The organism is Saccharicrinis aurantiacus (assembly GCF_001660705.2).
In the GTDB taxonomy this organism is placed as follows: domain Bacteria; phylum Bacteroidota; class Bacteroidia; order Bacteroidales; family Marinilabiliaceae; genus Saccharicrinis; species Saccharicrinis aurantiacus.
This window is the reverse complement of the sequence record NZ_LYBV02000001.1, coordinates 342176-367031: the sequence shown is the minus strand read 5'-3', so window position 1 is coordinate 367031 and position 24856 is coordinate 342176. Positions and strand designations below refer to the sequence as shown.

At 34.6% G+C, this 24856-nt stretch carries 24 protein-coding genes and 1 tRNA gene; 20 read left to right on the top strand and 5 right to left on the bottom strand.

What is annotated here, in order from left to right:
* Positions 1 to 39 precede the first annotated feature (39 nt).
* Positions 40 to 112, bottom strand: a tRNA-Met gene (locus A8B35_RS01400).
* 203 nt (positions 113 to 315) lie between these two features.
* Complete coding sequence (locus tag A8B35_RS01395; protein WP_075601802.1) at positions 316 to 1044, bottom strand: DUF6261 family protein; 729 nt, start codon at positions 1042 to 1044, stop codon at positions 316 to 318.
* Positions 1045 to 1838: 794 nt separating this feature from the next.
* On the opposite strand from A8B35_RS01395, the gene A8B35_RS01390 reads away from it, so the two are divergent.
* Entirely contained in the window at positions 1839 to 2351 is a 513-nt protein-coding gene (locus A8B35_RS01390) for an outer membrane beta-barrel protein (RefSeq protein WP_075601801.1), read from the top strand.
* Positions 2352 to 2585: 234 nt separating this feature from the next.
* On the opposite strand, the gene A8B35_RS01385 is transcribed toward A8B35_RS01390, so the two are convergent.
* Positions 2586 to 3320, bottom strand: a complete 735-nt coding sequence (locus A8B35_RS01385; protein WP_222844078.1) for a carboxypeptidase-like regulatory domain-containing protein — start codon at positions 3318 to 3320, stop codon at positions 2586 to 2588.
* Between the two features lie 465 nt (positions 3321 to 3785).
* Here A8B35_RS01385 and dnaK point away from each other — a divergent pair, with 465 nt between their 5' ends.
* From dnaK to A8B35_RS01340, 9 genes are all read left to right on the top strand, one after another.
* Complete coding sequence (dnaK, locus tag A8B35_RS01380) at positions 3786 to 5693, top strand: molecular chaperone DnaK (protein WP_075601800.1); 1908 nt, start codon at positions 3786 to 3788, stop codon at positions 5691 to 5693.
* 167 nt (positions 5694 to 5860) lie between these two features.
* Complete coding sequence (locus A8B35_RS01375; protein WP_075601799.1) at positions 5861 to 6718, top strand: toxin-antitoxin system YwqK family antitoxin; 858 nt, start codon at positions 5861 to 5863, stop codon at positions 6716 to 6718.
* Positions 6719 to 6727: 9 nt separating this feature from the next.
* The gene (locus A8B35_RS01370) at positions 6728 to 8347 is read left to right on the top strand and encodes a S8 family serine peptidase (RefSeq protein ID WP_075601798.1); all 1620 of its coding nucleotides are present in this window, start codon (positions 6728 to 6730) and stop codon (positions 8345 to 8347) included.
* A 7-nt stretch (positions 8348 to 8354) separates the two neighbouring features.
* Positions 8355 to 9728, top strand: coding sequence for an exodeoxyribonuclease VII large subunit (gene xseA, locus A8B35_RS01365; RefSeq protein WP_075601797.1), 1374 nt, complete (start codon positions 8355 to 8357; stop codon positions 9726 to 9728).
* Positions 9729 to 10015: 287 nt separating this feature from the next.
* Positions 10016 to 10816, top strand: a complete 801-nt coding sequence (locus A8B35_RS01360) for a pseudouridine synthase (RefSeq protein ID WP_075601796.1) — start codon at positions 10016 to 10018, stop codon at positions 10814 to 10816.
* A gap of 73 nt (positions 10817 to 10889) precedes the next feature.
* Positions 10890 to 12281, top strand: coding sequence for a phosphoglucosamine mutase (gene glmM / locus A8B35_RS01355; RefSeq protein WP_075601795.1), 1392 nt, complete (start codon positions 10890 to 10892; stop codon positions 12279 to 12281).
* Between the two features lie 213 nt (positions 12282 to 12494).
* A complete protein-coding gene (locus A8B35_RS01350; RefSeq protein ID WP_075601794.1) occupies positions 12495 to 12884 on the top strand; it encodes an START-like domain-containing protein in 390 nt (129 codons plus the stop codon).
* 138 nt (positions 12885 to 13022) lie between these two features.
* On the top strand, positions 13023 to 14558 hold the full coding sequence (locus A8B35_RS01345) for an LptF/LptG family permease (RefSeq protein ID WP_075601793.1): 1536 nt from the start codon (positions 13023 to 13025) through the stop codon (positions 14556 to 14558).
* A gap of 74 nt (positions 14559 to 14632) precedes the next feature.
* Positions 14633 to 15868, top strand: a complete 1236-nt coding sequence (locus A8B35_RS01340; RefSeq protein WP_075601792.1) for a bifunctional 3,4-dihydroxy-2-butanone-4-phosphate synthase/GTP cyclohydrolase II — start codon at positions 14633 to 14635, stop codon at positions 15866 to 15868.
* Between the two features lie 24 nt (positions 15869 to 15892).
* Here the strand turns inward: A8B35_RS01340 and A8B35_RS01335 are convergent, their stop codons facing one another.
* On the bottom strand, positions 15893 to 16951 hold the full coding sequence (locus tag A8B35_RS01335) for an anhydro-N-acetylmuramic acid kinase (protein ID WP_075601791.1): 1059 nt from the start codon (positions 16949 to 16951) through the stop codon (positions 15893 to 15895).
* A gap of 101 nt (positions 16952 to 17052) precedes the next feature.
* Here A8B35_RS01335 and A8B35_RS01330 point away from each other — a divergent pair, with 101 nt between their 5' ends.
* The 4 genes from A8B35_RS01330 to A8B35_RS01315 all read left to right on the top strand — a co-directional run bounded on the left by A8B35_RS01330 (position 17053) and on the right by A8B35_RS01315 (position 19793).
* Positions 17053 to 18042, top strand: coding sequence for a dihydroorotate dehydrogenase-like protein (locus A8B35_RS01330; RefSeq protein ID WP_075601790.1), 990 nt, complete (start codon positions 17053 to 17055; stop codon positions 18040 to 18042).
* Between the two features lie 102 nt (positions 18043 to 18144).
* Positions 18145 to 18336, top strand: coding sequence for a DUF5522 domain-containing protein (locus tag A8B35_RS01325; protein ID WP_075601789.1), 192 nt, complete (start codon positions 18145 to 18147; stop codon positions 18334 to 18336).
* A gap of 16 nt (positions 18337 to 18352) precedes the next feature.
* Complete coding sequence (gene fmt / locus A8B35_RS01320) at positions 18353 to 19321, top strand: methionyl-tRNA formyltransferase (protein ID WP_245820761.1); 969 nt, start codon at positions 18353 to 18355, stop codon at positions 19319 to 19321.
* Between the two features lie 34 nt (positions 19322 to 19355).
* Positions 19356 to 19793 (top strand): protease complex subunit PrcB family protein, encoded by a 438-nt coding sequence (locus A8B35_RS01315; RefSeq protein WP_075601788.1) that lies wholly within the window; start codon positions 19356 to 19358, stop codon positions 19791 to 19793.
* A gap of 40 nt (positions 19794 to 19833) precedes the next feature.
* On the opposite strand, the gene A8B35_RS01310 is transcribed toward A8B35_RS01315, so the two are convergent.
* Positions 19834 to 20193 (bottom strand): DUF3276 family protein, encoded by a 360-nt coding sequence (locus tag A8B35_RS01310; protein WP_075601787.1) that lies wholly within the window; start codon positions 20191 to 20193, stop codon positions 19834 to 19836.
* 397 nt (positions 20194 to 20590) lie between these two features.
* On the opposite strand from A8B35_RS01310, the gene nusB reads away from it, so the two are divergent.
* The 6 genes from nusB (at position 20591) to A8B35_RS01280 (ending at position 24747) form a co-directional block, all read left to right on the top strand.
* Positions 20591 to 21538: a transcription antitermination factor NusB gene (gene nusB, locus A8B35_RS01305; RefSeq protein ID WP_075601786.1), complete on the top strand. Its 948-nt coding sequence runs from the start codon at positions 20591 to 20593 to the stop codon at positions 21536 to 21538.
* An 8-nt stretch (positions 21539 to 21546) separates the two neighbouring features.
* Positions 21547 to 21957 carry a DUF1573 domain-containing protein gene (locus tag A8B35_RS01300; RefSeq protein ID WP_222844077.1) on the top strand — a complete coding sequence of 137 codons (411 nt, stop codon included), beginning with the start codon at positions 21547 to 21549 and terminating at the stop codon, positions 21955 to 21957.
* Between the two features lie 15 nt (positions 21958 to 21972).
* Positions 21973 to 22293 (top strand): preprotein translocase subunit YajC, encoded by a 321-nt coding sequence (gene yajC / locus A8B35_RS01295; RefSeq protein ID WP_075601784.1) that lies wholly within the window; start codon positions 21973 to 21975, stop codon positions 22291 to 22293.
* A 134-nt stretch (positions 22294 to 22427) separates the two neighbouring features.
* Positions 22428 to 23444, top strand: a complete 1017-nt coding sequence (locus A8B35_RS01290; RefSeq protein ID WP_083634257.1) for a CdaR family protein — start codon at positions 22428 to 22430, stop codon at positions 23442 to 23444.
* A complete protein-coding gene (coaE, locus tag A8B35_RS01285; protein WP_075601782.1) occupies positions 23444 to 24022 on the top strand; it encodes a dephospho-CoA kinase in 579 nt (192 codons plus the stop codon). The genes A8B35_RS01290 and coaE overlap by 1 nt, the downstream gene beginning before the upstream one ends.
* A complete protein-coding gene (locus tag A8B35_RS01280; RefSeq protein ID WP_075601781.1) occupies positions 24022 to 24747 on the top strand; it encodes a TerB family tellurite resistance protein in 726 nt (241 codons plus the stop codon). The genes coaE and A8B35_RS01280 overlap by 1 nt, the downstream gene beginning before the upstream one ends.
* The last annotated feature ends 109 nt before the right edge of the window (positions 24748 to 24856 follow it).

Below are 24856 nucleotides of genomic sequence, written 5' to 3'. Positions count from 1 at the left end.
AAAAAAAACCGAAGAAAATTAATTCTTCGGCTTTCTTAGTAGCGGGGACCAGACTCGAACTGATGACCTTTGGGTTATGAGCCCAACGAGCTACCAACTGCTCCACCCCGCAATATATCTTTAAACGTTTGTTGTTTTCTTTATTGCGGGTGCAAATATAGACAAGTTATTTAAACTACAAAACTAAGTTTGCTTATATTTTAAAGTTAGTTGTTACAGCCTGTAGCACCAACAACCGTAACAACTAACATAGCTGTATTTTACACGCCAAAATTTGGCTGAAATAAAATACAGTTTAATTACAGGGCACTACTACTAGGCTTCCTTTTCGGCTTCGCTGCGTGTAGTTTTGGCTTTTAAGTAGGCACTTTGCTCTTTAAGCTGCTCGTTAATACTGCTCAAAACTTTAAAACAATACTCATCCTTATTTAAGTTGGCCAAAGATTCGAGCAAGTTTAACCAAAGCATAAAGTGCGTTTTAATGTTATTGCGCAATTCACGAGCTGATGGCGCATCATCGCTGTTTTTATTTCGGTTTACATCGTAATTCAAAAAATCGTTCACCTCTTTGCGTAGGGCAAGCAAATCTTCATCAAGACCTAAGGTGCTAAAATGAGCTGCATTCTCTGGTGCTTCCCAAATATCAAGCACAGCCCCAATTTGAGTATACTGAGCATCGAAATTGAGTAAATCTAAATTTTTATTAAAAGTATTGAACACCACTAGTAGCGATGAAGCTGCTTCCTTTTTTGCGGCATTTGAACTATTGGAGAAAACACTCATCAGATCTACCATATAAGACCAACGCTCATCTACCAATTGATCTAAACTCTTACGATCACTATATACTCGCTCCTTTCCCAAGAGCTTTGTTAGGCTTTCTACTTTAGCAGCTAAACTTGCCATAGTAACAAAGGCAATATGATCAGCAGGCACCGCATGAATGGTAGGATATTGAATTGCCTTTTGTGTTAATGAAACAAATCGGTTGTTAGTTAACTTTGAATAATTTACACTTTCACGCTTAATTGTTAATTCTTCCATGTTTTAAAAATTTGAGTTTATAGTTTATTGTAAATAAGCTTGCAATTTTGGCGCAAGCCCGTTTTTTTGTTGCAATTGGCTTGCGGCTTTGGCGCAAGCTTATTTTAATTATAAAATGATGCATCGGTTTTGGCGCAAGGCTGCTCTAAAAATAATTCACCTTTGCGGCTTTGGCGCAAGGCTGTTTTAAACTTAAAACAGCACTGTAGTTTTGGCGCAGAACTATTTTGTAAAATAAACGCCCTTGCGCCAAAACCGCAACTCATTACGAGTTACAAATGGGTATGGCAAATTGATGTTTTGGATACTTAAACTTGCTTTTGCGAGAAAAATTTTAGCAAGCTTTATTGTTAATAAGAATGGGCGATCTGTTAAATAATACATAATAGTAATTAGGTATTTGTAAAAGATACATACAATATAACACTCTGTATATTAGTAACAAAATGGAAACTACAAATAAAAATATTTCTAAATAAGGTTTTTACGCACTAACGTTGCGCAACATAATCATTGACGATACGTATACCAAAAGCATTATAGACTCTAACTAATAAACACACATGCTACCTAAACAACATAAGATGGGCTGTAGCCAATACAGCTATAATTTATTACCCGATAATTATAAAAAAACTAAACGCTCTATAACGCTCAAAATGCTTTGAGTTCCTCATTATATTACATACTTAAGTATCGTTCTACACACTTGTGAGTGCTAGCTTTCAAATACACCGATTGGGAACCTCAACAACATATAACATTAAATTTTAACAACTAATAAATTACAAAAAATGAAAAAGAGTTTTTTACTACTATTGGCCTTTGTGCTTACTGTAAATGTGATGGCACAAGAATTCGACAGTTCAAGAATACGTGCCGGTGCGGGTTTAGTATTTGCAACAGACATAGGTAATATTGGACTTACTTTTGACGGGGTTTACGAATTTACCAGCGAATGGGAAGGGTCATTTAGCTACAGCCATATTTTTAAAAAGGATTACGTAAGCTTTAATATTTTTGATTTTGATGCGCATTACGTTTTTTATCAACATGATGAAAACTTAAACGTTTATGGTATTGGCGGATTAGGACTTACTTCGGCTAAGGTAAGCGTACCAAGTATGAATTATGGTGGTTTTACTACACCCGCTGTTAGTTCTTCAGATACCTCATTAGGTTTAAATATTGGTATTGGAGCCAACTACAAACTAAGCGAGCAGTTTAACCTAGCTCCTGAAATGAAATTAACCATTACTGATGGTACTTATTTCAGAATTGGTGCTGCAGTGCAGTACTTATTTTAATAAGAATTGATTTAACAGCATTATAAAACAATTACATTGTGCTGTTTGAAACCACAAAGCCAGTACAGGTTGATATCTGTACTGGCCTTTTTTTTGCTGATACTAAATAAATTTTAAACCAACATTATGCATTAGAACTTCTTTGTAAACTTTACAATAGTATGCACAGGTTCATAATTTACATTGACAATAACCCTTGATTTCATAACAAAAACGACTGTATACTGTCAATATTTATGGAACAATAAGAGATACTGCATTGGCCGAATTCATATTCAAGTTTGGAAAAACTTTTCTGCCAAAATCTGAGTCATCGTATTCATTACTCCAAAATGAGTCTCCATATACTTTCGCATATACAGTCTGTCCTGATGAAAAACCAGCACTAATTAAATCATCCTGCGATAGCGTAATAACTAAGGGGTTTATTTGAGAAACTAGCCCCGGAGAATAATAAGTATAGTTTTCGTTACTAACATTTGAGTTAGAGGAAAGGAAATACCGAACATAACGAGTGTTACTATTATTTCCGGCAGGAATTGTGGTGATGGCAAGCTGAATGTTATCCCCATTTACAGTAGATTCAAGAGCTGTTATCTGGGTAGTAGAAATTTCTCCTAGCGAAGGACTTGCTGTAATTATAGTTGAAGACCCTGTGTTTGTGTGTTCAATATTGTATTTTTTAAATGTGCCAAACCCTGACTTCTCATAGGTAAGGGTATAGGTTCCAAAAGGCACTTCTGATAGAGTGAAATCACCATCATCATCTGTTTTTGCAGAAATTTCTGTTCCTTCCACTTTAACAATCATATTTGAGTTTTCAATTTGAGTTACGCCTTCGTTATACAAATTGACCGAACCAATGATGTTTGCTTTAGTGATGGGTTCTGGATTTGTATCATCATCGTTATTACAGGAAATTAAGCCTAATAGGATCACAAAACTTACAGTGAAAAAATTCAACTTCATAGCATTTAATTTTAGATTAAATATTTACCCTACAACACATTAGCGATCGATTTTGTTTATATATATATTAAAAACAACATGCACTTTAATGTTGTTTTGGCACCATACTGCCACGCGGCGCGGATAATAGCGGCAGCCCTTTGTTGGCTATTGCTTATGATGCTTGGCTGGCGGAGGCGACCAAAGGAAGCCCACGCACAGTTTAGCAGAATGGCAATGGCTAATAAAGGCTATAGCGGATAGCCGCACTGGCCGCCCTAATGCTTAATTAAGGCGAGTCAGTGTCAGTAAATGGATGGGCAAAATGTCTTTTTGTCACTATTGAATGACAGCAAAAAGATGAATGGGGAACGAATCATGCCAATATTTCACTAAAAAACCCAAATTATTAAATGGCACAGGGTTTGAAACAAGGAGAGTCGTATTGAAATAGGAAAATAAAAAACTAAAATAAAAATTAATAAAATGGGAAAAGTAATTGGAATCGATTTAGGAACAACCAATTCATGTGTTTCTGTAATGGAAGGAAACGAACCGGTTGTAATTCCAAACAGTGAAGGTAAAAGAACTACTCCTTCGATTGTAGGATTTGTTGAAGGTGGCGAAAGAAAAGTGGGTGATCCTGCAAAACGTCAGGCTATCACAAACCCAACTAAAACCATTTACTCTATCAAAAGATTCATGGGTGAAACTTATGATACAGTACCTAATGAAATCACAAGAGTACCTTACGAAATTGTAAAAGGTGATAACAACACACCACGTGTTGCTATTGACGATAGAAAATATTCTCCACAAGAGATTTCGGCAATGACACTTCAGAAAATGAAGAAAACTGCTGAGGATTATTTAGGACAAGAGGTTGACGAGGCTGTTATTACAGTGCCTGCATATTTTAACGATGCACAACGTCAGGCTACTAAAGAGGCTGGTGAGATTTCTGGTTTAAAAGTACGCAGAATTATCAACGAGCCTACTGCTGCTGCCTTAGCTTATGGTTTAGATAAAATGGACAAAGACATCAAAATTGCTGTTTTTGACCTTGGTGGTGGTACTTTTGATATCTCTATTCTTGAGTTAGGTGATGGTGTTTTTGAAGTAAAATCGACTAACGGTGATACGCACCTTGGTGGTGATGACTTTGATGATGTAATCATTAACTGGTTAGCTGATGAGTTCTTAAAAGACGAAGGTATTGACTTACGTAAGGATCCAATGGCTCACCAACGTTTGAAAGATGCTGCTGAGAAAGCTAAAATTGAGTTATCGAGTGGAAATTCTACTGAGATTAACTTACCATATATTATGCCTGTTGATGGTATTCCGAAGCACCTTGTTAAAACTTTAAGCCGTGCGCAGTTTGAGCAATTAGCTGACAAGTTAATTCAAGGAACTTTAGAGCCATGTAAAGCTGCTTTAAGAGATGCTGGCATGAATCCTTCAGAAATTGACGAAGTAATTTTAGTTGGTGGATCAACACGTATCCCTGCTATTCAAGAGATTGTTTCTAAATTCTTCGGTAAAGAGCCTTCAAAAGGTGTTAACCCTGATGAGGTTGTTGCTGTAGGTGCTGCTATTCAAGGTGGTGTATTAACTGGTGAGGTTAAAGATGTATTGTTATTAGATGTAACACCTCTTTCATTAGGTATTGAAACTATGGGTGGTGTAATGACTAAGTTGATTGAAGCTAACACTACAATCCCAACTAAAAAGTCGGAAACATTTACTACTGCTGCTGATAACCAACCATCGGTTGAAATCCATATTGTACAAGGTGAGCGCCCAATGGCTAACCAAAACAAAACAATTGGTCGTTTCCACTTAGATGGAATTTCTCCTGCACGTAGAGGTGAGCCACAAATTGAGGTATCTTTTGATATTGATGCTAATGGTATCTTAAACGTAGCTGCTAAAGATAAAGCAACTGGAAAAGAGCAAAGCATTCGTATCGAGGCTTCTTCAGGCTTAAGCGATGAAGAAATCAAGAGAATGAAAGACGAAGCTGAAGCTAACGCTGATGCGGATAAAGCTGCTAAGGAAAAAATTGACAAATTAAATGGTGCTGACAGTTTAGTATTCCAAACTGAAAAGCAACTTTCAGAGTTTGGCGATAAATTACCTGCAGACAAAAAAGCGCCTATTGAGGCTGCTCTTGAAAAACTAAAAACTGCTCATAAAGCGGAAGACCTTGAAGGTATTGATGCTGCTACAACTGAGTTAAACACAGTTTTCCAAGCTGCTTCGCAAGAGATGTACAACGCTAGTCAAGCCGAAGGTGCTCAAGCAGGTGGTGCACAACCAGGACCAGATGCTGGTGCGCAAGCTAAAGGTGACGATGAAGTTACTGATGTTGATTTTGAAGAGGTGAAGTAATTCACTCACTTTAGATAATAGTATTAAAAGCTCCACATAATGTGGGGCTTTTTTTATTTGCATCAATATTCTCTCTTATATCATAAAAATATTGATAGAATACTTATAAATTTGCCGCGCTAACTTGGATAGCACATCGCTTATCAACTGATTAATAATTAATATAGATGAAATTTTTACTTTTACTATTTGCTTTATCCATTACCACCAACGCATTTTATGCACAAGGCACTGATATCTTTGGCAATAGTGTACCATCAAGCAGTTCTAAAAAGCAACTATCTTCTGCTTCAACTAACAAAGTAGATGCACAAGGGCGTAAACAAGGGCATTGGGAAAAACGTTTTAGCAGTGGCCGATTGGCATACAGCGTAAACTTTAAAGACGATAAGCCTGTGGGTGAAATGATTCGATATTATGAATCGGGCCGACCGAAAGTAAAAATCAATTACGATGAAAATGGTGAGTATGGCGATGCTGAACTATTTTACAAAAATGGTAAAATACAGGCTACAGGTAAATACCATGGCAAGGTAAAAGATGGTAAGTGGAATTACTTTCTTAACGATGGAAGTTTAAATTCTACCGAAACATTTACTAATGATATTAAAAATGGCTTAACCACATTTTATTACCGCAATGGTAATAAATCGGAAGACACAATGTGGAAAGACAATATTAAGGATGGCGATTGCATAAAGTATTTCGAAAGCGGAGCAAAAAAAACAAAGCTTACTTATAAAAATAACCTGATACATGGAGATTATTGGGTATATCACGAAAATGGTAATGTTGAAATACAAGGACAATTTATCAATGGGCTTGAGGATGGCGAGTGGTTAATTTTTGCACCCAATGGCAACTTTATGTATAAGTTACTTTACGATGAAGGCATTGTTTTAAATGGCGATTCGCTTGATCAGAAACAGAAAAAGATGTTTGAAGAATTTGAAATGAATAAGGGTAAAATAAAAGACCCAGAAGAATTTAAAAACAACCCTGATGGTTACATCAGAACTTTTTAATGCATAAACATGAGAAAAGTTACGCTATTCATATTACTCATTATAAGCTGCATCACAATAAATATTGATGCGCAAAAATATTTTGTTTCATTTACTGATAAAAATAGCAACGACTATTCACTGTCTGCCCCTCAGGAATTCTTAAGTCCTGAGGCTTTAGAACGCCGAACAAATCAGAATATTGAGCTTGTTGAAAACGACCTACCCGTTACCTCAAGCTATCTTACTATTATCCAATCAAAATCAGTTAAGGTTTTACATACTTCAAAATGGCTTAACGGTGCTATTATTGAAAGCAGCAACGCAGAAGCTATTGATGAAATAAAAGCTTTGAGTTTTGTGAGCAAAGTTGATTTGATTTGGAAACCACAACTGACCAATACAATACAAAAGAACAACGAGCCGCTTAAAAACGCTACACCAAGTGCCGTTAATGTTACTTATGGTAATTCGTGGACACAAACTGCAATGGTGAAAGGTCAGTATGTGCACCAAAATTATAATGGCGAAGGCATAAACATTGCAGTGCTTGATGCTGGTTTTAAAGATGTAAATTCACTCCCAAGCTTTGTACACTTATGGGAGAATAATCAAATACTAGATGCTTACGATTTTGTAAATCCAACTGGAAATATATTCCAGGAGCATCAGCATGGCATGCAAGTTCTTTCTATTATTGGCGGATATGTAGAGAATGAATTTAAAGGAAGTGCTATTAAGTCCAACTTCTTCTTATATAGAACTGAAGATGCAGCAACTGAATATCCGGTTGAAGAGTATTATTGGGTATGTGCTGCCGAAAAAGCAGATAGCATTGGTGCCGACATCATAAGCTCCTCACTTGGTTATTATGAGTTTGACGATTCTAACATGAGCTACACTTATGCGGATATGGATGGGCAAACTTCTACAATTGTGAAGGCTGCTGAAATTGCTTTTTCAAAAGGAATAATTGTGGTAAACAGTGCTGGCAATGAAGGAGACGAAACCTGGAGATATATTATAAGTCCTGCCGATGGCGAAAATGTACTTACCGTTGGGGCTGTTGATTCTAGTAACGAACCTTCTTATTTTAGTTCATTCGGCCCCACAGCCGATGGAAGGGTGAAACCCGATGTGGTTGCTCTAGGATCGAGCACGGCCATACAAGGCCTCGATGGTAATATTACAAGAGGCAACGGAACAAGCTTTTCTGCTCCTGTTATTACCGGATTTACTGCCTGTATAAAACAGGCATTACCCCAACTTAGCAACCAAGAAATTATTACCCGAATTAAAGAAAGTGCCCACTTAATTTCAAACCCAACAGAACAACTGGGATATGGAATACCGAACTTTGCTGATATATTAGATATTGAAAATAGCGTAAATACAAAACATAGCCACACTACCTTTACCACCTACAATAACCCTTTTACCAATAGTATTCATTTTAACGCACCAAACTCTATCAATAGTGACATAACCATTAAACTATACAACATTAGTGGTACCATTATGAGAACTGAGCAATTTGCGCCTCATTCTCAATTGACATTAAACAACCTAAACCAACTCAGTAAAGGCATTTATATTGCTCAAATTACCTACAATAACCAATCTCAAACTATTAAACTAACAAAACAATAAACAGATTATGAGCGATGCCCCTCTTTCTCTTTTCGAATTAAATAACAATGTAAAAAAGGCCATTCACACCCAATTTGATGACACCTATTGGGTGGTTGCTGAAATAAGCGAAATACGAGAGGTGCGCAATGGCCACTGTTACCTTGAGCTAATTGAGAAAGAAAAAGGTAGCGAACAGATAATTGCCAAAACCAGAGCCAACATCTGGGCTTACACCTACAGAATGTTGAAACCTTATTTTGAATCGAGCACTGGCCAAACACTATCGTCAGGTATCAAAGTTATGATACGGGCTAGTATCGATTATCAAGAAGTGTATGGTTTAAGCCTAAATGTTAGAGATATCGACCCGAACTATACTTTGGGAGATATGGCTCAAAAAAGACAGGCGATCATTAAACAGCTCACCGAAGAAGGGGTAATTGATATGAATAAGGATATTGAGCTACCTATGGTGGTTCAAAAAATTGCCATTATCTCCTCTCCTTCTGCCGCAGGGTATGAAGATTTCATGAATCAACTAAACAGTAACAAAGCTGGCATTAAATTCTATACGAAACTCTTCCCTGCAATTATGCAAGGCGATCAAACCGAAGAATCTGTTACTGCAGCTCTTGAAAAAATATATGAACATGAAGGTTTCTTTGATGCTGTAGCAATCATAAGAGGAGGAGGTTCAAGCTCCGACTTAATGGCCTTTGATAACTATTGGATTGCTTATAATATCGCGCAATTCCCATTACCTATTTTTTCGGGTATTGGTCATGAGCGAGATGAATCCATTGTGGATTTGGTTGCCCATACGCATTTAAAAACACCAACTGCTGTTGCCGAATTTATAATTGAGTTAGCCACTGAATTTAATAATGATCTCAGTGAATATAAAAACCAATTAATCTATAGCTCCGAACAAATAATCTCTGAACTTAAAAATCAACACAATAATAATTCGGCCAGATTAAAACCTCTGGTTAAGAATGCCATTTTAAGTCAAGAAAGTAGACTCCAAAACTTATCGCATATTCTGAAATCAGAAACCTCTCGTTTTATACAAAATGAAAGTGCATTTCTGAATAAAAGCAAACTGAATATCGATTACTCGAGTCAGAATATAATTAACCAACATAGGCTTAAACTACAACAGGTAAAACCTCGATTAAATACGCGGGTTCACCATTTTATCAATCAAGAAAAATCAAACCTCAACATTTTTAATAAAACCAACGAACTCCTAAATCCCACTAACATATTACGAAAAGGCTATTCCATTTCTTATGCCAATGGTAAAGTCATCAAAAATAAACAAGATGTAAAAGAAGGCGATACAATTACAACACATTTATTCGCTGATAAAATTGAATCAAAGGTCACCAAGAAATAAAACAACACTCTAGAAATCAGAATATATTATTATTGCACATAGCTAAACAATTTTACCACACTCGTGTTAATTATGTATCAGCTTGTGTAAAATGCTTTTTTTTCGTAGCATTAGATTTTTTCATAGATTTTAGGGTTTATAATTAAGTAAGGAACACCAATAAACAGGTGTTCCTTTTTTTTGTATAATTACTTCGATAGCTCCCACCCTCAATTCGTCAAATTCTATCCATTTTGTATTAGTATTCAGATTATTTTAAGAACTTTGCAAAAATTAGATATATCAAAATGAACGGCAACTACTTCGATAAGAAAAAACCCAATAAAAAAACAGATGATAACCTAAATAAACAATCATCTGACACTCAAAAAAAAGACACTATACGTTTAAATAAATTTGTAGCAAACACTGGTGTTTGTAGCCGTAGAGAAGCCGACAAATTAATAGCTGAAGGGTTGGTTTCTGTGAATGGAGAAGTTGTAACCGCCATGGGCACCATGGTGAAGAAAACAGATAAAGTAGTTTACGAGGGTAAAGAATTAATTATAGAGAAAATGGTTTATATTCTTTTGAATAAGCCAAAAGACTATGTGACTACACTTAAAGATCCGCATGCCAAACGAACGGTAATTGATTTAGTAAAAAATGCTTGTGAGGAACGCATATACCCAGTTGGCAGACTTGATAAAATGACTACTGGGGTTTTACTTTTAACCAACGATGGTGATTTAACAAAGCAGCTAACCCACCCTAGTCACGAACACCGCAAAATTTACCATGCTTTTCTTGATAAACCCATTACCCAAGAGCATCTTGATGCAATAGATAAAGGCTTTGAGTTAGAGGATGGTTTTATTAAATCAGATAAAATAAGCTTGGTACAGGATAATAAACTTGAAGTTGGCATTGAAATTCACTCTGGAAAAAATAGAATTGTCCGTAGAATTTTTGCTCACCTAGGTTACGAGGTTGTTAAACTTGATAGAGTTTACTTCTCAGGCCTTACCAAAAAAGATGTCCCTCGTGGGAAGTATCGCTATTTATCAGCAAAAGAAGTTACTTTTTTAAAAGCCGGAATAATGAAATAACAAAGTACCTTTAAGTACTTATAAGAATATAATAACCTAACGTCGAAAACTATCGTACGTACAAACAAAAATCATGACTTTAATAAAATCCATTTCAGGAATTAGAGGCACCATTGGAGGCCAAGCAGGAGAAGGTTTAAGCCCTCTTGATGTAGTAAAATTTACAGCTGCCTATGCAACATGGGCAAAGCAAAATGTAGGTAAAGATAAAATCACTGTTGTTGTGGGGCGCGATGCTCGTATCTCAGGCCCAATGGTAGACCGACTTGTTGTGGCTACACTAATGGGCATGGGTGCTGATGTGGTTAATTTAGGTTTATCAACTACACCTACAACAGAATTAGCTGTTGAATGGGAAAATGCCGATGGAGGTATTATTTTAACTGCCAGTCATAACCCAAAACAATGGAATGCCCTAAAATTATTAAATAATAAAGGGGAATTTTTAGATGGCAAGGCAGGCGAAAAAATATTAGAAATTGCAGAATCGGAATCCTTTACTTTTGTTGATGTTGATGATTTAGGAGAAGTGAAAAATGACGACTCTTACCTTCAGAAACACGTTCAGCATGTATGCGATTTAGAATTAGTGGATGTTGATGCTATTAAAAACACAAATTTAACTGTTGCCCTAGATTGTGTTAACTCTGTTGGTGGAACTTACCTTCCTCCTCTTTTAAAAGCCTTAGGTGTTAAAAATACCATTGAGCTTTATTGTGAACCAAACGGACAGTTTCCGCACAACCCTGAGCCACTACCTGAAAATTTAACTGAAATAGCATCGCTTATAAAAGAGAAGAAAGCTGATGTTGGTTTCGTAGTTGACCCTGATGTTGATAGACTTGCCATCGTGAATGAAGATGGTTCTATGTTCGGCGAAGAATATACTTTAGTGGCTGTTGCCGATTATATTTTAAGCAACAAACCAGGCAATACTGTATCTAATCTTTCATCAACACGTGCTTTGCGCGATGTTACTGAAAAACATGGTGGATCGTATGCTGCTGCGGCCGTAGGAGAAGTAAATGTAGTTAGCAAAATGAAAGAAACCAATACGGTTATTGGTGGTGAAGGTAACGGTGGAATTATTTATCCTGAATCTCATTACGGTAGAGATGCCTTGGTTGGTATCGGTTTATTTTTAACGCATTTAGCAAAATCGGGCAAAACATGTTCTGAATTAAGAGCCACATATCCCGAGTATTATATCTCAAAAAATAAGATTGAATTAACTCCTGAGATTAATGTTGATAAAATCCTATTAGACGTTAAAAACAAATATAGCGACGAACAAATTAATGATATTGATGGCGTTAAAATCGACTTTGCTGATAAATGGGTGCATTTAAGAAAATCGAATACTGAACCAATTATTCGTATTTATTCTGAAGCGGCAACTATGGATGAAGCTGATCAATTAGCTCAAACTATTATAAACGATATAAAAGAAATTGCAGGTCTTTAGCCTGCTTTTTCTTCATCAAAATTTAATAATGGTACGATTAATATTTTTCGTTTAAACGGATTAAAAAATCACATCAGCATCATTTTTATAAAATCAGATCAAAAACCTCGCGGTTATTAGTGTTTTAAGTACTTAAAGAACTACATAAATTTCTTTTTCAGGTAAAAAACCCTATATTGCCTAATAACATATTAACCTTTTACTACTTGTACTATGCCAGATACAAAAGAAGAATATCAACTCGAATTTATTATAAAAACATCTCCTGCTATTTTATACAATAGACTTTCAACACCTAGCGGTTTATCCGAATGGTTTTCTGATGATGTTAATGTTAAACTTAGCAAATACACTTTCTATTGGGATGGTTCTGAACAAGAGGCTGAATTGTTATCAAAAAAAGAGAATCAATATATTCGCTTCCATTGGTTGGATGATGAAGAGGAAGATACTTTTTTTGAATTTAGTATTGTAGTTGATGATTTAACCGGAGATACTGCTTTGGTAATTACTGACTTTGCTGAGGCTGATGATAAAGAAGATTCTATAGAATTGTGGAATCAACAAGTAGATCAATTAAAACATGGTCTTGGATCTGTATAAAACTGTTTTGTAGCTCTTTAAGCAATTTGGCTTCTGAAGCTATAATTTTTACGATATTTCATATAACTTTGCGCCTATAAGCTACTTTTGTTTATAGGTGTTTTTTTTGCACTAAACTGCCATATTTATATTGATACAATGAAGAAACTTCATGTTTTTATTTTAAAAAGCTATTTGGCTCCACTGTCAATGACCTTTTTAATTTGCTTATTTGTTCTATTAATGCAATTCCTTTGGAAGTATGTTGACGACATGGTTGGTAAAGGCCTCGAGATGTCTGTCCTTGCTGAACTTATGGTATACGCAGCACTTCAAGTTGTACCCTTAGCACTTCCCTTAGCCATTCTATTAGCCTCACTAATGACTTTTGGTAGTTTGGGCGAAAACTATGAGCTAACAGCAATAAAATCATCCGGAATTTCATTACCTCGGATAATGCTGCCATTAATTATATTCACGGTTATGGTAAGTTACGGTGCGTTTAAATTTTCCAATAATATTCTGCCCGTTGCAAACCTAAAACTATATTCCTTACTATGGTCGGTTCGGAGGGCTAGTCCTGAATTCGACATCAAGGAAAAGATATTTTATGACGGCATAACTGATTTCAGTATAAAAGTTGAAAATAAATCAAAAACAACAGATATGTTGTATGATATTATGATTTATGATCATCGAAATAAATTGGCTAAAAACAGTAACGTTACCTTGGCTGATTCTGGTAAAATGCAAATATCAGAAGACAAAAAGTCACTCCGGCTAACCTTATTTAGCGGACACAAATATAATGCTAAAGCAGATGATAAACGGGGGCGGATTTCCAAGCGCGACCGGCAAAGCTTTAGAACTGATTATTTCGGAAAACAAGTTGCCTTGATACCAATGCATGGTTTAGATTTCAACCGATTTGACGAAGGTGGATTTAAGAGTAATGATAGAATGAAGAATCTTGATCAGCTTACTCATGATGAAGATTCTTTAACAAATTCTCGAAACCAGTTTGTGGAGCAACTCAAGCCTCGTGTTGAAGGAGCCTACTTTATAAATAGCAAACGAAGAAGAGCAGTTCAACGTCAGAAGAATTCAGCAAACTTTAAGGATACAACATTACTCAAACTTCCTAAATTCGATGAATATGCAGCACTTGATAGCGATAGTGCCTTTACTCAATTTAGAACCGAAGATAAAGTAATGGTATTAGAAAATGCGATACGAAGAGCTCGGGATTCTAAAACAGTTATAGAAGATCAGTTAACACATATTGAAAGTGTAGAAAATAAAATAAGAAGACATAAAATAGAATGGCATCGTAAGTTTACCTTATCATTTGCCTGTTTTATTTTCTTCTTTATAGGTGCCCCACTTGGTGCCATAATCCGCAAAGGAGGGTTGGGAATGCCTGTGGTTATCTCTGTTTTATTTTTTATCGTCTATTATATTATCGACACATTTGGACTGAAGGTAAGTAAAGAAGGCGTATGGCCTCCTGTATTTGGCATTTGGCTTTCTTCTGCAGTTCTTTTTCCATTAGGAGTATTCTTAACTTACAAGGCAGCAACAGATAGTGCAATACTAAACTCAGATGCCTATGTCATCTTCTTTCAAAAAATATATGCGAAGATTAAACCTTATGTTGAAAAGGTCGTGCCCAAAAAGAAAAACAAGACTAAATAGATAAACATTGTTACAGGTAAATTATTTATTACCTTTGCACTCTGAAAGAAGAATTCATTAAAAAGCATATTTCCATGAGCAATCAATCCTATAAATTAGATAGTATTGAAGACGCCATTGAGGCCATCAAACAAGGTGAGTTAATTATTGTAATTGACGACGAAGATAGAGAGAATGAAGGTGACTTTATTGCCGCCGGAGAATTAATGACACCTGAAAAGGTTAATTTTATGGCAACTCATGGTAGAGGGTTAATTTGTGCTCCTATCACCGAGGAACGCGCAGAAGAATTAGACCTTGATTTAATGGTTGGTAAAAACACTGCATTACACGCAACTCCTTTTACTGTATCTGTCGACTTAATTGGCCAAGGCTGTACAACAGGTATATCTGCTTCAGATAGAGCAAAAACCATATTATCTCTTAGTAATCCTAAAACTACTCCAGAAGATTTGGGTAGACCAGGTCATATTTTCCCGCTTAAAGCAAAAAATAGGGGTGTACTTCGAAGAGCTGGGCATACCGAGGCTGCTGTTGATTTAGCCCGCTTAGCAGGACTTTCGCCTGTTGGAGTATTGGTTGAGATCTTAAATGAAGATGGCACAATGGCTCGCCTACCGCAGCTTGTTGAAATTGCAGAGAAATTTGATTTAAAATTAATTACTATACAAGATCTAATTGCTTACCGCCTAAAACAAGAGAGCCTTGTTGTTAAGGGTGAGAAAGTAAACATGCCTACTCGTAGAGGTAACTTCCATTTTATTCCTTTCCGCCAGAAATCTAATGGAGTTGAACACATGGCCCTTATTAAGGGTGAATGGAATGAAGATGAACCTGTTTTGGTACGAGTACATTCTTCTTGTGCTACAGGCGATATTTTTCATTCACTAAGATGCGAATGTGGCGAGCAGCTTGAAAAAGCATTACAAAGCATTGAAGAAGAAGGTAAAGGTGTATTAGTATACATGAACCAAGAAGGACGAGGTATTGGCTTAATGAATAAAATGAAAGCCTATAAACTTCAGGAAGAAGGACTTGATACTGTAGATGCAAACACTCAACTTGGTTTTGATGCTGATGAAAGAGATTACGGTGTTGGCGCCCAAATTTTACGCGAATTAGGTGTGAAAAAAATGCGATTAATGACTAATAATCCAATTAAAAGAATCGGTTTAGAGGGATATGGTTTAGAGATTGTTGAAAATGTACCTATCGAGATTGAGCCAAACGAGCACAATGAGTTTTACATGAAAACAAAAAAAGAACGCATGGGACATCAACTCGAGTTCTTTAAATATAAAAGTAAATAATACTTTAAAAATATATGGAGGAAGCTAATTCGTTACGCTTCCTCCACAATTATCTTTACGAGCACCCGTTACCGATTTTAAACAATTCACTTCACCCTCCTGCTGCAATACGCCTAAAAAACCAAAGATTATTGCTTCTTTAAATTCTATAATCTCTTGTGAAGGAATTGTAAGCTCACACTTTGTCATACCTTGTATCAGTTCAATTAGGTAAGTATTAAACGTTCCTCCTCCGGTAAATAAAACCTTCTCAATTTCATTATCATTCAACACTTTTGCAATCTGATTGGCAAAATGATAATATAAAGTAGCCAATATATCATAATATCCAATACCCTCATATTTTTTTAATATTGGTTTAACTATAGCTTCAACCCACTCTCTTCCTAATGATTTGGGTCGCATTTTTGAGTAGAAATTAATTTCATCTAGTTCTTTTAATAAGCTAGAATTAACCATACCTTTTTTTCCTAACATACCCTTATCATCATATGCTAAATTGAAAGCCTCATTAACTATTTCATTTAAAATTATATTAACTGGGCAAATATCAAAAGCACACATTAATGAATTTGTCTCAAACGAAATATTAGCAAACCCACCTAAATTAACGCAAGCATCATATTCTGAAAATAAAAGCTTATCTCCAATTGGTACCAAAGGTGCACCTTGACCTCCGAGAGCTATATCTAAAGTACGAAAATCTGCCACTACCTTAAGGTTAGTAGTAGCTGCGATTTGCATTGGACAACCTATTTGAAAGCACACATTATTCTCTGGCTCATGAAATACAGTATGACCATGGCTCGATATAAAATCAACCTTTTCTCTAGAGACAAATTTGTTTACTAGCTTTCCAATATACACCCCATACTCCCGATGCAATTTAACAAAATGATATGCGTTTAAATTTTGAGCAAAAGAAAGTCTTTCAACCCACTCTTTAGGATATTCATACGAAGCACTTTTCGTTACTGAAAAACTCCAATCTCCATTTAAATATACAAATTTACAAAGAGCTAAATCTACACCATCCAAAGATGTACCACTCATGATTCCCAGAACATTATAAACAATCCTCATTATACTTATTTTGAATAAAAGTGGCTAATAACTAATTTATTATCTACCTTAAAGATCCGACAAATGTAATGTATTTTTACTTACCCATAAATAAACAGGCCATGATAGATTTATCTCTAAAATACATGGGATTAACATTAAGTAATCCGATAATAGCAAGTAGTTCTGGTTTAACAAACTCATTAGATAATATTATAAAACTAGCAGAAAATGGTGTTGGTGCAGTAGTTTTACAATCTTTATACGAAGAAGAAATAGTTACAGAATTAAAACAGAATTTTAGAGATATATCTCTTAAAAATAATGTTCAAACTGAATCGATGAACTTCTATAAAAACATTAATGTTGAAGATACATTAACAAGTTATTTAAGTTTAATCACGAACTGCAAGAAACGACTAAAAATTCCAATAATAGCAAGCATCAATTGCATATCATCAGACTACTGGCCATACTTTACCGAACTCATACAAAAATCAGGTGCCGATGGACTAGAGCTAAATATCTCAATCAATACCTACGACCCCAACTATAAAACTAACCAAAGTATTGAAATGTATTACAAAATTATTGAGGCGGTTAAAAAACACATAACAATCCCTATAGCAATAAAAATAAGCCCCTTTTTCTCAGAAATAACGAGCACACTAACAAAACTATCAGAAACTGAAATCGATGGTATGGTTTTGTTTAATAAATTCTACTCTCCTGATATAGATATCAATAAGGTTAAACTTATAGACGACCATAAATATAGCTCAGAAAATGATTACAGCTTACCATTACGCAGCATCGGGGTTTTATCTAAAAGAGCACATTGCGACCTATCTGCATCAACTGGTATACATAACTCCGAAGTATTAATTAAAATGCTATTAGCTGGCGCTAAAACAGTACATATAGCAAGCGTACTATATAAAAACGGATTTGAACACCTTGGAAAAATGCGATTCGAGCTCGAAACCTGGATGAAGGAACATAACTATTCTACAATTAACGATTTTAGAGGAATCCTAAGCCAAGATGTTAACATAAATCAAGCAGCTCACTCTAGGGTCCAATTTATGCAACACTATAATGAAAAAGGTTAGCAATATATTTGTAAAAACTATCTTTGTTACTTTATTAAATCAATTCAAACTTTATAACTTAATTTAAGTACAAGATAAAAATTGCATAACTCATTTTATACAATGACGAATTACATTGATGATTATTACAATCCAGAACCCTTAAAAGAAGGAGTAGACTTTACTATGGATCCTCGTGGATTTAGGATTATGACAAAAAAACACCTTACTGAAAGAGGCTATTGTTGTGGTAACGGCTGCAGGAACTGTCCGTATCACCCAAAACATCAAAAAGGGAATAATCAATTACAATAAGTATTAAAGAAAAAAGATGATAAGTAAAGAAAAGTTGAGAATCGTGTTCATGGGAACACCTGATTTTGCCGTAGAAAGCCTTAAAGAACTTGTTGAAAATAAATATAACGTTGTTGGCGTAGTAACTGTAGCTGATAAAAAAGCTGGTAGGGGTCAGAAAATAAGAACCTCACCTGTAAAAGATTTTGCGGTTAAAAATAACATCCTAGTTCTGCAACCAGAAAAACTCAAGGATGAAACATTCCTAAAAGAACTTAAAGCTTTAAATGCCGATTTGCAAATAATTGTAGCATTTAGAATGCTACCTGAAGTTGTATGGAATATGCCTAAATTAGGATCATTTAATTTACATGGATCTCTTTTACCGCAATACCGTGGTGCTGCTCCAATTAACTGGGCTGTAATTAATGGCGACAAAGAAACCGGCGTTACTACCTTCTTTTTGCAACATGAAATTGACACAGGTAACATTATAGATCAAAAAACAATGCCAATCTCTGAAAATGATAATGCAGGTATTGTTCATGATAAAATGATGGTATTAGGAGCCGATCTTGTTCTTGAAACTGTCGCAAAAATTTGCAATGGCACTGCAGAAACCAAGCCTCAATCAGAATATTTCAAGGATGATGTAATTCTGAATCCAGCCCCTAAAATTTTTAAGGATGATTGTAAAATCGATTGGTCAGAACCAATTAAGAGTGTGTACAACAAAATTAGAGGATTAAGTCCCTACCCTGCTGCTTGGACAGAACTTACCCACACGGATGGCACTACAACTACCCTTAAAATATTTGATACTGAGATTATAGAGTCTGAAAACATTATTGGTGAGATTACTTCTGATGGAAAACAATCCATAATCATAAATGGCAACGGAGGCGCACTAAGTATTAAGTCCTTGCAAATTTCAGGGAAGAAAAGAATGAACACTAAAGAATTCTTAAATGGTTTTAAAACCATCCAAGATTATAGAGTTAAATAAAGTATACATATAATAATTAACAAACACATTTAAAATGAAAATGTTAAGGTTAAAAATAGCATTGCTAATAACAGTGATACTAGCATCATGTAGTTTAAGCAAGAATACCTCAAATAAACCAACGGCTGTTGAATATAAGGTAAATGCTCAGGGTGACTTTTCGCAGGTTAATGAAAAAAGCACCTATATTGTTAGAAATAAAAATGAGCATCCAATTAAATCATTAGACGAGTTTAATATTGATACTATTGATTTTAAAACAACTATGCTAGCTGAGATATTCATCGGGAAGAAACCATCAAGTGGATACAAGGTTATTGTAGATACAATTATCAAAACAGATAATTCTATAACAATTAAGTATCATATTGACAAACCTGAAGGTATAGTAATGACTGTCATGACAAGTCCTTACATCATTATTGAAATACCACAATCTAGCAAGGAGGTAATCTTTTCTGAAGATTTATAGCAACAGATTGCAAATTATTACCTCCTATATTTTATCAATACTATTGGCTTACTAAATCTTCAAATTCAACATTTGTATAATCGTTGGTAGCTTTGGTTTCGCCAATAGTCTCATTATTTTCTTCAGCTTGCTTAGTTCTAATGAAAGAAACAACCTCCTCTAGGCCATCAGCAAACTTATCAAAGTCTTCTTTGTAAAGAAATATTTTGTGTTTCTCAAAGTAGTGCTTGCCATCTTGGCCAAAACGTTTTTTACTTTCAGTAACTGTAAGGTAATAATCGTTTTTGCGAGTAGCCTTTACATCAAAAAAATAGGTTCTTTTACCAGCACGGACGGCTTTTGAAAAAATTTCTTCCTTATCGGTTCTTTCATTGCCTTCTTTATTCACATATCCATCCATCGTCAAAAAATTGTAGGGTTTTAATTATCTGAGTTTAATTATATCTCAAAAGTGGGAAATATTTATGAATTAATCTAAAGATAATTTAACAAAAAGCAGTATTTCATAGGAAGACTTCTTATAAATTGAAGATTTAATCCACTTCTTGATTATATATTATAAGCTACATGCATCAATAGTTAATGTTCTTATTCTACTACTCCACATTTTAACGTAATGCTTTTAAGCATAATAGTTAGCTCAATAATAATTAAATATTACTAATATTCACTTTTGGCATATTTTTAGCTTACTTAAGAGCTGTTAAAATGCTGAAAAAATAGAATTGTTTTATGGATTGGTATGAAAAAAGACCTATTTTTGCGGCATATATTATAAAACTAAAGTTCTTTACAGAATGCTAAACAGAAGGCTACTCCGAGTTAAGGTTATGCAAGTGCTCTATGCACATTATAAAAATGGCGATACCTCAATTCAAAACTCCGAAAAGGAGTTATTTCATAGTATCTCAAAATCTCATGATCTTTATTTCCTATATATCTTATTATTACTTGAAATAAGAGAATATGCAGTAGGACGAATTGAGTTTGGTAAGAATAAAAAAATGCCAAGTGAAGCGGAGTTAAATCCAAACATGCGTTTTGTAAACAACAGAGTTTTAGCAAAATTTATCGATAGTGAAGCTGTTGTGAAGTTTGTTAATAACAACGGGAATAATTGGGTTAATTATAAAGACATTGTAAAAAACCTTTATAACCATATTCTGGAGTCTACTCAATATAAGGATTACATGAATGCTGAGGAAGATTCTTTTGAAGCTGACAAAAAATTTGCAGCTCGTCTTCTTGAAAAGGTAATTGCATATTTTGAGCCAATTTATCCAACATTCGAAGAGCAAAGTATCTATTGGAATGATGAGGTTGAATTTGTTTTGAGTATGGTTGTTAAAACCATAAAAGGCATAAATGAAGGTGATGAATCCATTAGCTTAATGGGACAATTTAAAGATGATGACGATGAAGACTTTGTAAAAAGATTATTCAGAAAATCAGCTGTAAACCATTCAGATTACCATACACTTATTAAAAAACACTCAAAAAACTGGGATGTAGAGCGTGTAGCCTTTATGGATATTGTACTTATGGAAATTGCTTTAGCAGAGATTGTTGAATTTACCAACATTCCATTAAAAGTTTCTATCAACGAGTATCTAGAAATTGCAAAACACTACTCCACAGATAAAAGTAACGTTTTTATTAACGGTATTCTCGATAAAGCTTTACAAGAATTAGAAGCTGATGGCAAAGTTAAAAAAGCCGGTAGAGGATTAATTGATAATAAATAACTATTATTGTGCGAACCTTAATTGTATTTCTTCTAAGCTTAGTGCTAATTTCGTGCGGAACTAGTGCTAAGGAACAGAATAAAATAGCTACAAAGTCAATTCAAAACCAAACAAAAATTAAGTTTGATAAAGAGTTACATAATTTCAATTCAATAAAGAATGGTGAAATTGTGGGATGTTATTTTAAGTATACGAATACAGGGGAAACACCATTGCTAATTAATAACGTTAAACCAGGCTGCGGTTGTACAACAGTCAATTACACAAAAGAACCTGTATTACCAGGGGAAGAAGGTGAAATTGAAATACGATTTAACAGCAAGGGTTTCTCAGGCAAGCAATACAAAATAATCAAAGTAGAGGCCAATATACCCAATCAATTTATTGAGTTGGTCATATCGGCTAATGTTATAAATTAAACTAAATTTTTTGAAATGAACTTACAGTCGTTTTTATTACAAGCAGCCCCAGCAGAAGGGCAAAGCGTTGTAATGCAATTATTGCCATTTATATTAATTATTGTAGTTTTTTACTTTTTCATGATTCGTCCACAGATGAAACGTCAAAAAGAATTAAAAAAATACCGCGAAGAACTTAAAAAAGGTGATGCAGTAATTACTACAGGTGGTATTTATGGTAAAGTAGCAGAGATTAAAGAAGCGCATGTTAACGTTGAAATTTCTAAAGGTGTGGTTATCAAAATTGATAAATCTGCCATTATAATGGATATGTCTGACGCAAATGCGAAACGATAATTTTTTTTTAGAAAGCCAATGACTAAATTTATGGAGTCATTGGCTTTTTTTATGCCATGAATTATTCTTATTATAAATATTATGGCTATAAATTTCAGATATCATCCTTACATTACCATCAATAAATACTATTTATGAGGATGAAGCACAATGTTGACAAATTAAAAAATTGGAGAACATACCTTGTTTCAATTTTAAAGAAGATAAAAGAAAATAGAGACCTATTTATTTACCTCATATTTTTCTTAATTGCCACTGCATTATGGTTCTTAAATGCATTACGTAAAGAATATGTAACGAATATTTCGTATCCTATTAAATATTCGAACTTACCTGATGATTATATTTTACATGGCACTACCGATGATAGATTACAATTAAAAATCCGTGCTCAAGGATACTCTTTACTCCCCTACTATTTTGGTAAAGATGAAGCACCGCTATTCTTAAGTGTTTCAAATTTCAAATTAAAATCAGAAGGCGAAAGTCAATTTGCTTACGTGTTATCACGCGAATACCTTAATGCTGTATCATCGCGCCTAGCCAATAATATTGAATTAATCGAAATCTTTCCGGATACCCTTTCCGTTTCACTTGATAAAAAGCAACGGAAAATTGTTCCTGTTAAACACCAATCAACATTTACATATGCAGCAGAGTATTATCCTTCAGGAAATGTTGACATAGATCCAGAAAGAATTGAAGTGTCTGGACCTTCTTCAATAATAGACACACTTAAATTCGTTGAACTTATTCCTAAGGATTTCGCTAACCTAAAAGATTCTATTGATGAGTTTGTTGCGATTAGGCCAATTAAAAATGTAATTCTAAATCCTGAAAAAGTTAATTTAAATTTACCTATTGAACCCTTCACTGAAAAGAAGATAAGTATACCTGTATTAGCTATTAACCTACCCGACAGCTTAAAGGTGAGAACATTTCCTGCAAAAATAAACTTAAGTTGTAGAGTTCCGGCGAGTAAATTTAATCAAATTGATGACGTTCTGTTTCATGCAGTTATTGATTATGATAATTTTACCGGCGAAGGTTTACCTGATAAATTAAAAGTTAGATTGCTAAGGCAACCCAAATGGATTAACACAGTTAATTATTCTCCTCTGTTTGTTGAATGTTTATTTGAGAAAAAATAATGTTAAAAGTTGGAATTACCGGTGGCATAGGTAGCGGAAAAACTACTGTATGTAGGATATTTGAATCATTAGGGATACCTGTATATTATTCTGATTTAGAAGCTAGAAATCTAATCGATAAAGACTATACAATTATTAGCCAAATAAAAACACTTTTTGGAGCGAATAGTTATGCCGATGGCAAATTAAACCGCCCTTTTATCTCAAATATAGTTTTTAAGGATAAGCAAAAATTAGATCAACTAAATAAGGTTACCCACCCTGCTGTTGCATTACATTTTAAAAAGTGGTATCAGCAACAAACAGCTCCGTATATTCTTAAAGAGGCAGCTATTCTTTTTGAAAGTGGAGCATACAAAACCGTAGACAAAATAATAACCGTAACTGCGCCCATTGAGATACGAGTAAAGCGCGTTATTGAGCGCGATGGAATTAGTAAAGAAGAAATACTTGATAGAATAAATAATCAGATGAACGATGCCGAAAAAATTGCACGTGCTGATGAAGTTATTTATGCCGATGATACGCATCTTGTAATTCCTCAAATATTAGAAATAGATAAAAGATTAAGAAAATAATGAAGAAATTTAGATTATCTGGAAGCTCACTACTTGGAGCTGGATTAGGATGGTGGTTATTAGGACCCGTTGGCGCATTACTTGGTTTAGTTTTTGGATCAATTGAATTTGACGAGCGCGAAGCAGAACAATATGAAGGCAACCCACGAGATGGATTTGTTGCATCACTTTTAGTTTTGATGGCAGCTGTTATGAAAGCCGATGGTAAAGTTGTAAAAGCAGAACTTGACTATGTAAAACTATACTTAGTTCGTTCGCTTGGAGAATCACACGCCTCTGATGCATTGTTATCATTACGTGAGATATTAAAACAAGACATTGATACAAGACAAGTTTGTAACCAAATAGCGAATCATGTTGATTATGATTCAAGAGTTCAACTTGTTCATATGCTATTTGGCGTAGCAAGTTCTGACGGTAATATTCCAGAGAGTGAAAGAAATGAAATCGCGTTTATCGCAAGAATGCTTCTCATTTCTTTGCCCGATTACAACTCTATTGAGGCTATGTATTACAAAAATGTAGATAGCGCATATAAGGTACTTGAAATAGCAGCGAGTGTTTCTGACGATGAAGTGAAGAAAGCTTACAGAAAGATGGCGGTTAAATTTCATCCTGATAAGGTAGCTCACTTGGGTGAGGAATTTCAACAATCAGCTAAAGAGAAGTTTCAAAAGGTGAATGAAGCTTTTGAGCAAATTAAAAAAGAGAGAGGTATCAGATAATTGTACCAAATATCATATCTCATATTTTTTAAGTTTTAAACCTAAAAAATTGCACATTGTTTTATAAAACTTCTATTTTTGCAGCAATTAATAAAGTTGAATAATTAAG

What these genes read in the sequence shown, in the direction of transcription:
- A8B35_RS01370 (WP_075601798.1), top strand. Translation starts at nt 6,728, where the DNA reads ATGAGAAAAGTTACGCTATTCATATTACTCATTATAAGCTGCATCACA.
- A8B35_RS01395 (WP_075601802.1), bottom strand. Translation starts at nt 1,044, where the DNA reads ATGGAAGAATTAACAATTAAGCGTGAAAGTGTAAATTATTCAAAGTTA.
- A8B35_RS01310 (WP_075601787.1), bottom strand. Translation starts at nt 20,193, where the DNA reads ATGGATGGATATGTGAATAAAGAAGGCAATGAAAGAACCGATAAGGAA.
- A8B35_RS01340 (WP_075601792.1), top strand. Translation starts at nt 14,633, where the DNA reads ATGAGCAATCAATCCTATAAATTAGATAGTATTGAAGACGCCATTGAG.
- A8B35_RS01290 (WP_083634257.1), top strand. Translation starts at nt 22,428, where the DNA reads ATGAGGATGAAGCACAATGTTGACAAATTAAAAAATTGGAGAACATAC.
- fmt (WP_245820761.1), top strand. Translation starts at nt 18,353, where the DNA reads ATGATAAGTAAAGAAAAGTTGAGAATCGTGTTCATGGGAACACCTGAT.
- A8B35_RS01375 (WP_075601799.1), top strand. Translation starts at nt 5,861, where the DNA reads ATGAAATTTTTACTTTTACTATTTGCTTTATCCATTACCACCAACGCA.
- A8B35_RS01350 (WP_075601794.1), top strand. Translation starts at nt 12,495, where the DNA reads ATGCCAGATACAAAAGAAGAATATCAACTCGAATTTATTATAAAAACA.
- A8B35_RS01390 (WP_075601801.1), top strand. Translation starts at nt 1,839, where the DNA reads ATGAAAAAGAGTTTTTTACTACTATTGGCCTTTGTGCTTACTGTAAAT.
- yajC (WP_075601784.1), top strand. Translation starts at nt 21,973, where the DNA reads ATGAACTTACAGTCGTTTTTATTACAAGCAGCCCCAGCAGAAGGGCAA.
- A8B35_RS01315 (WP_075601788.1), top strand. Translation starts at nt 19,356, where the DNA reads ATGAAAATGTTAAGGTTAAAAATAGCATTGCTAATAACAGTGATACTA.
- dnaK (WP_075601800.1), top strand. Translation starts at nt 3,786, where the DNA reads ATGGGAAAAGTAATTGGAATCGATTTAGGAACAACCAATTCATGTGTT.
- A8B35_RS01280 (WP_075601781.1), top strand. Translation starts at nt 24,022, where the DNA reads ATGAAGAAATTTAGATTATCTGGAAGCTCACTACTTGGAGCTGGATTA.
- A8B35_RS01385 (WP_222844078.1), bottom strand. Translation starts at nt 3,320, where the DNA reads ATGAAGTTGAATTTTTTCACTGTAAGTTTTGTGATCCTATTAGGCTTA.
- A8B35_RS01330 (WP_075601790.1), top strand. Translation starts at nt 17,053, where the DNA reads ATGATAGATTTATCTCTAAAATACATGGGATTAACATTAAGTAATCCG.
- A8B35_RS01360 (WP_075601796.1), top strand. Translation starts at nt 10,016, where the DNA reads ATGAACGGCAACTACTTCGATAAGAAAAAACCCAATAAAAAAACAGAT.
- coaE (WP_075601782.1), top strand. Translation starts at nt 23,444, where the DNA reads ATGTTAAAAGTTGGAATTACCGGTGGCATAGGTAGCGGAAAAACTACT.
- nusB (WP_075601786.1), top strand. Translation starts at nt 20,591, where the DNA reads ATGCTAAACAGAAGGCTACTCCGAGTTAAGGTTATGCAAGTGCTCTAT.
- xseA (WP_075601797.1), top strand. Translation starts at nt 8,355, where the DNA reads ATGAGCGATGCCCCTCTTTCTCTTTTCGAATTAAATAACAATGTAAAA.
- A8B35_RS01345 (WP_075601793.1), top strand. Translation starts at nt 13,023, where the DNA reads ATGAAGAAACTTCATGTTTTTATTTTAAAAAGCTATTTGGCTCCACTG.
- A8B35_RS01335 (WP_075601791.1), bottom strand. Translation starts at nt 16,951, where the DNA reads ATGAGGATTGTTTATAATGTTCTGGGAATCATGAGTGGTACATCTTTG.
- glmM (WP_075601795.1), top strand. Translation starts at nt 10,890, where the DNA reads ATGACTTTAATAAAATCCATTTCAGGAATTAGAGGCACCATTGGAGGC.
- A8B35_RS01325 (WP_075601789.1), top strand. Translation starts at nt 18,145, where the DNA reads ATGACGAATTACATTGATGATTATTACAATCCAGAACCCTTAAAAGAA.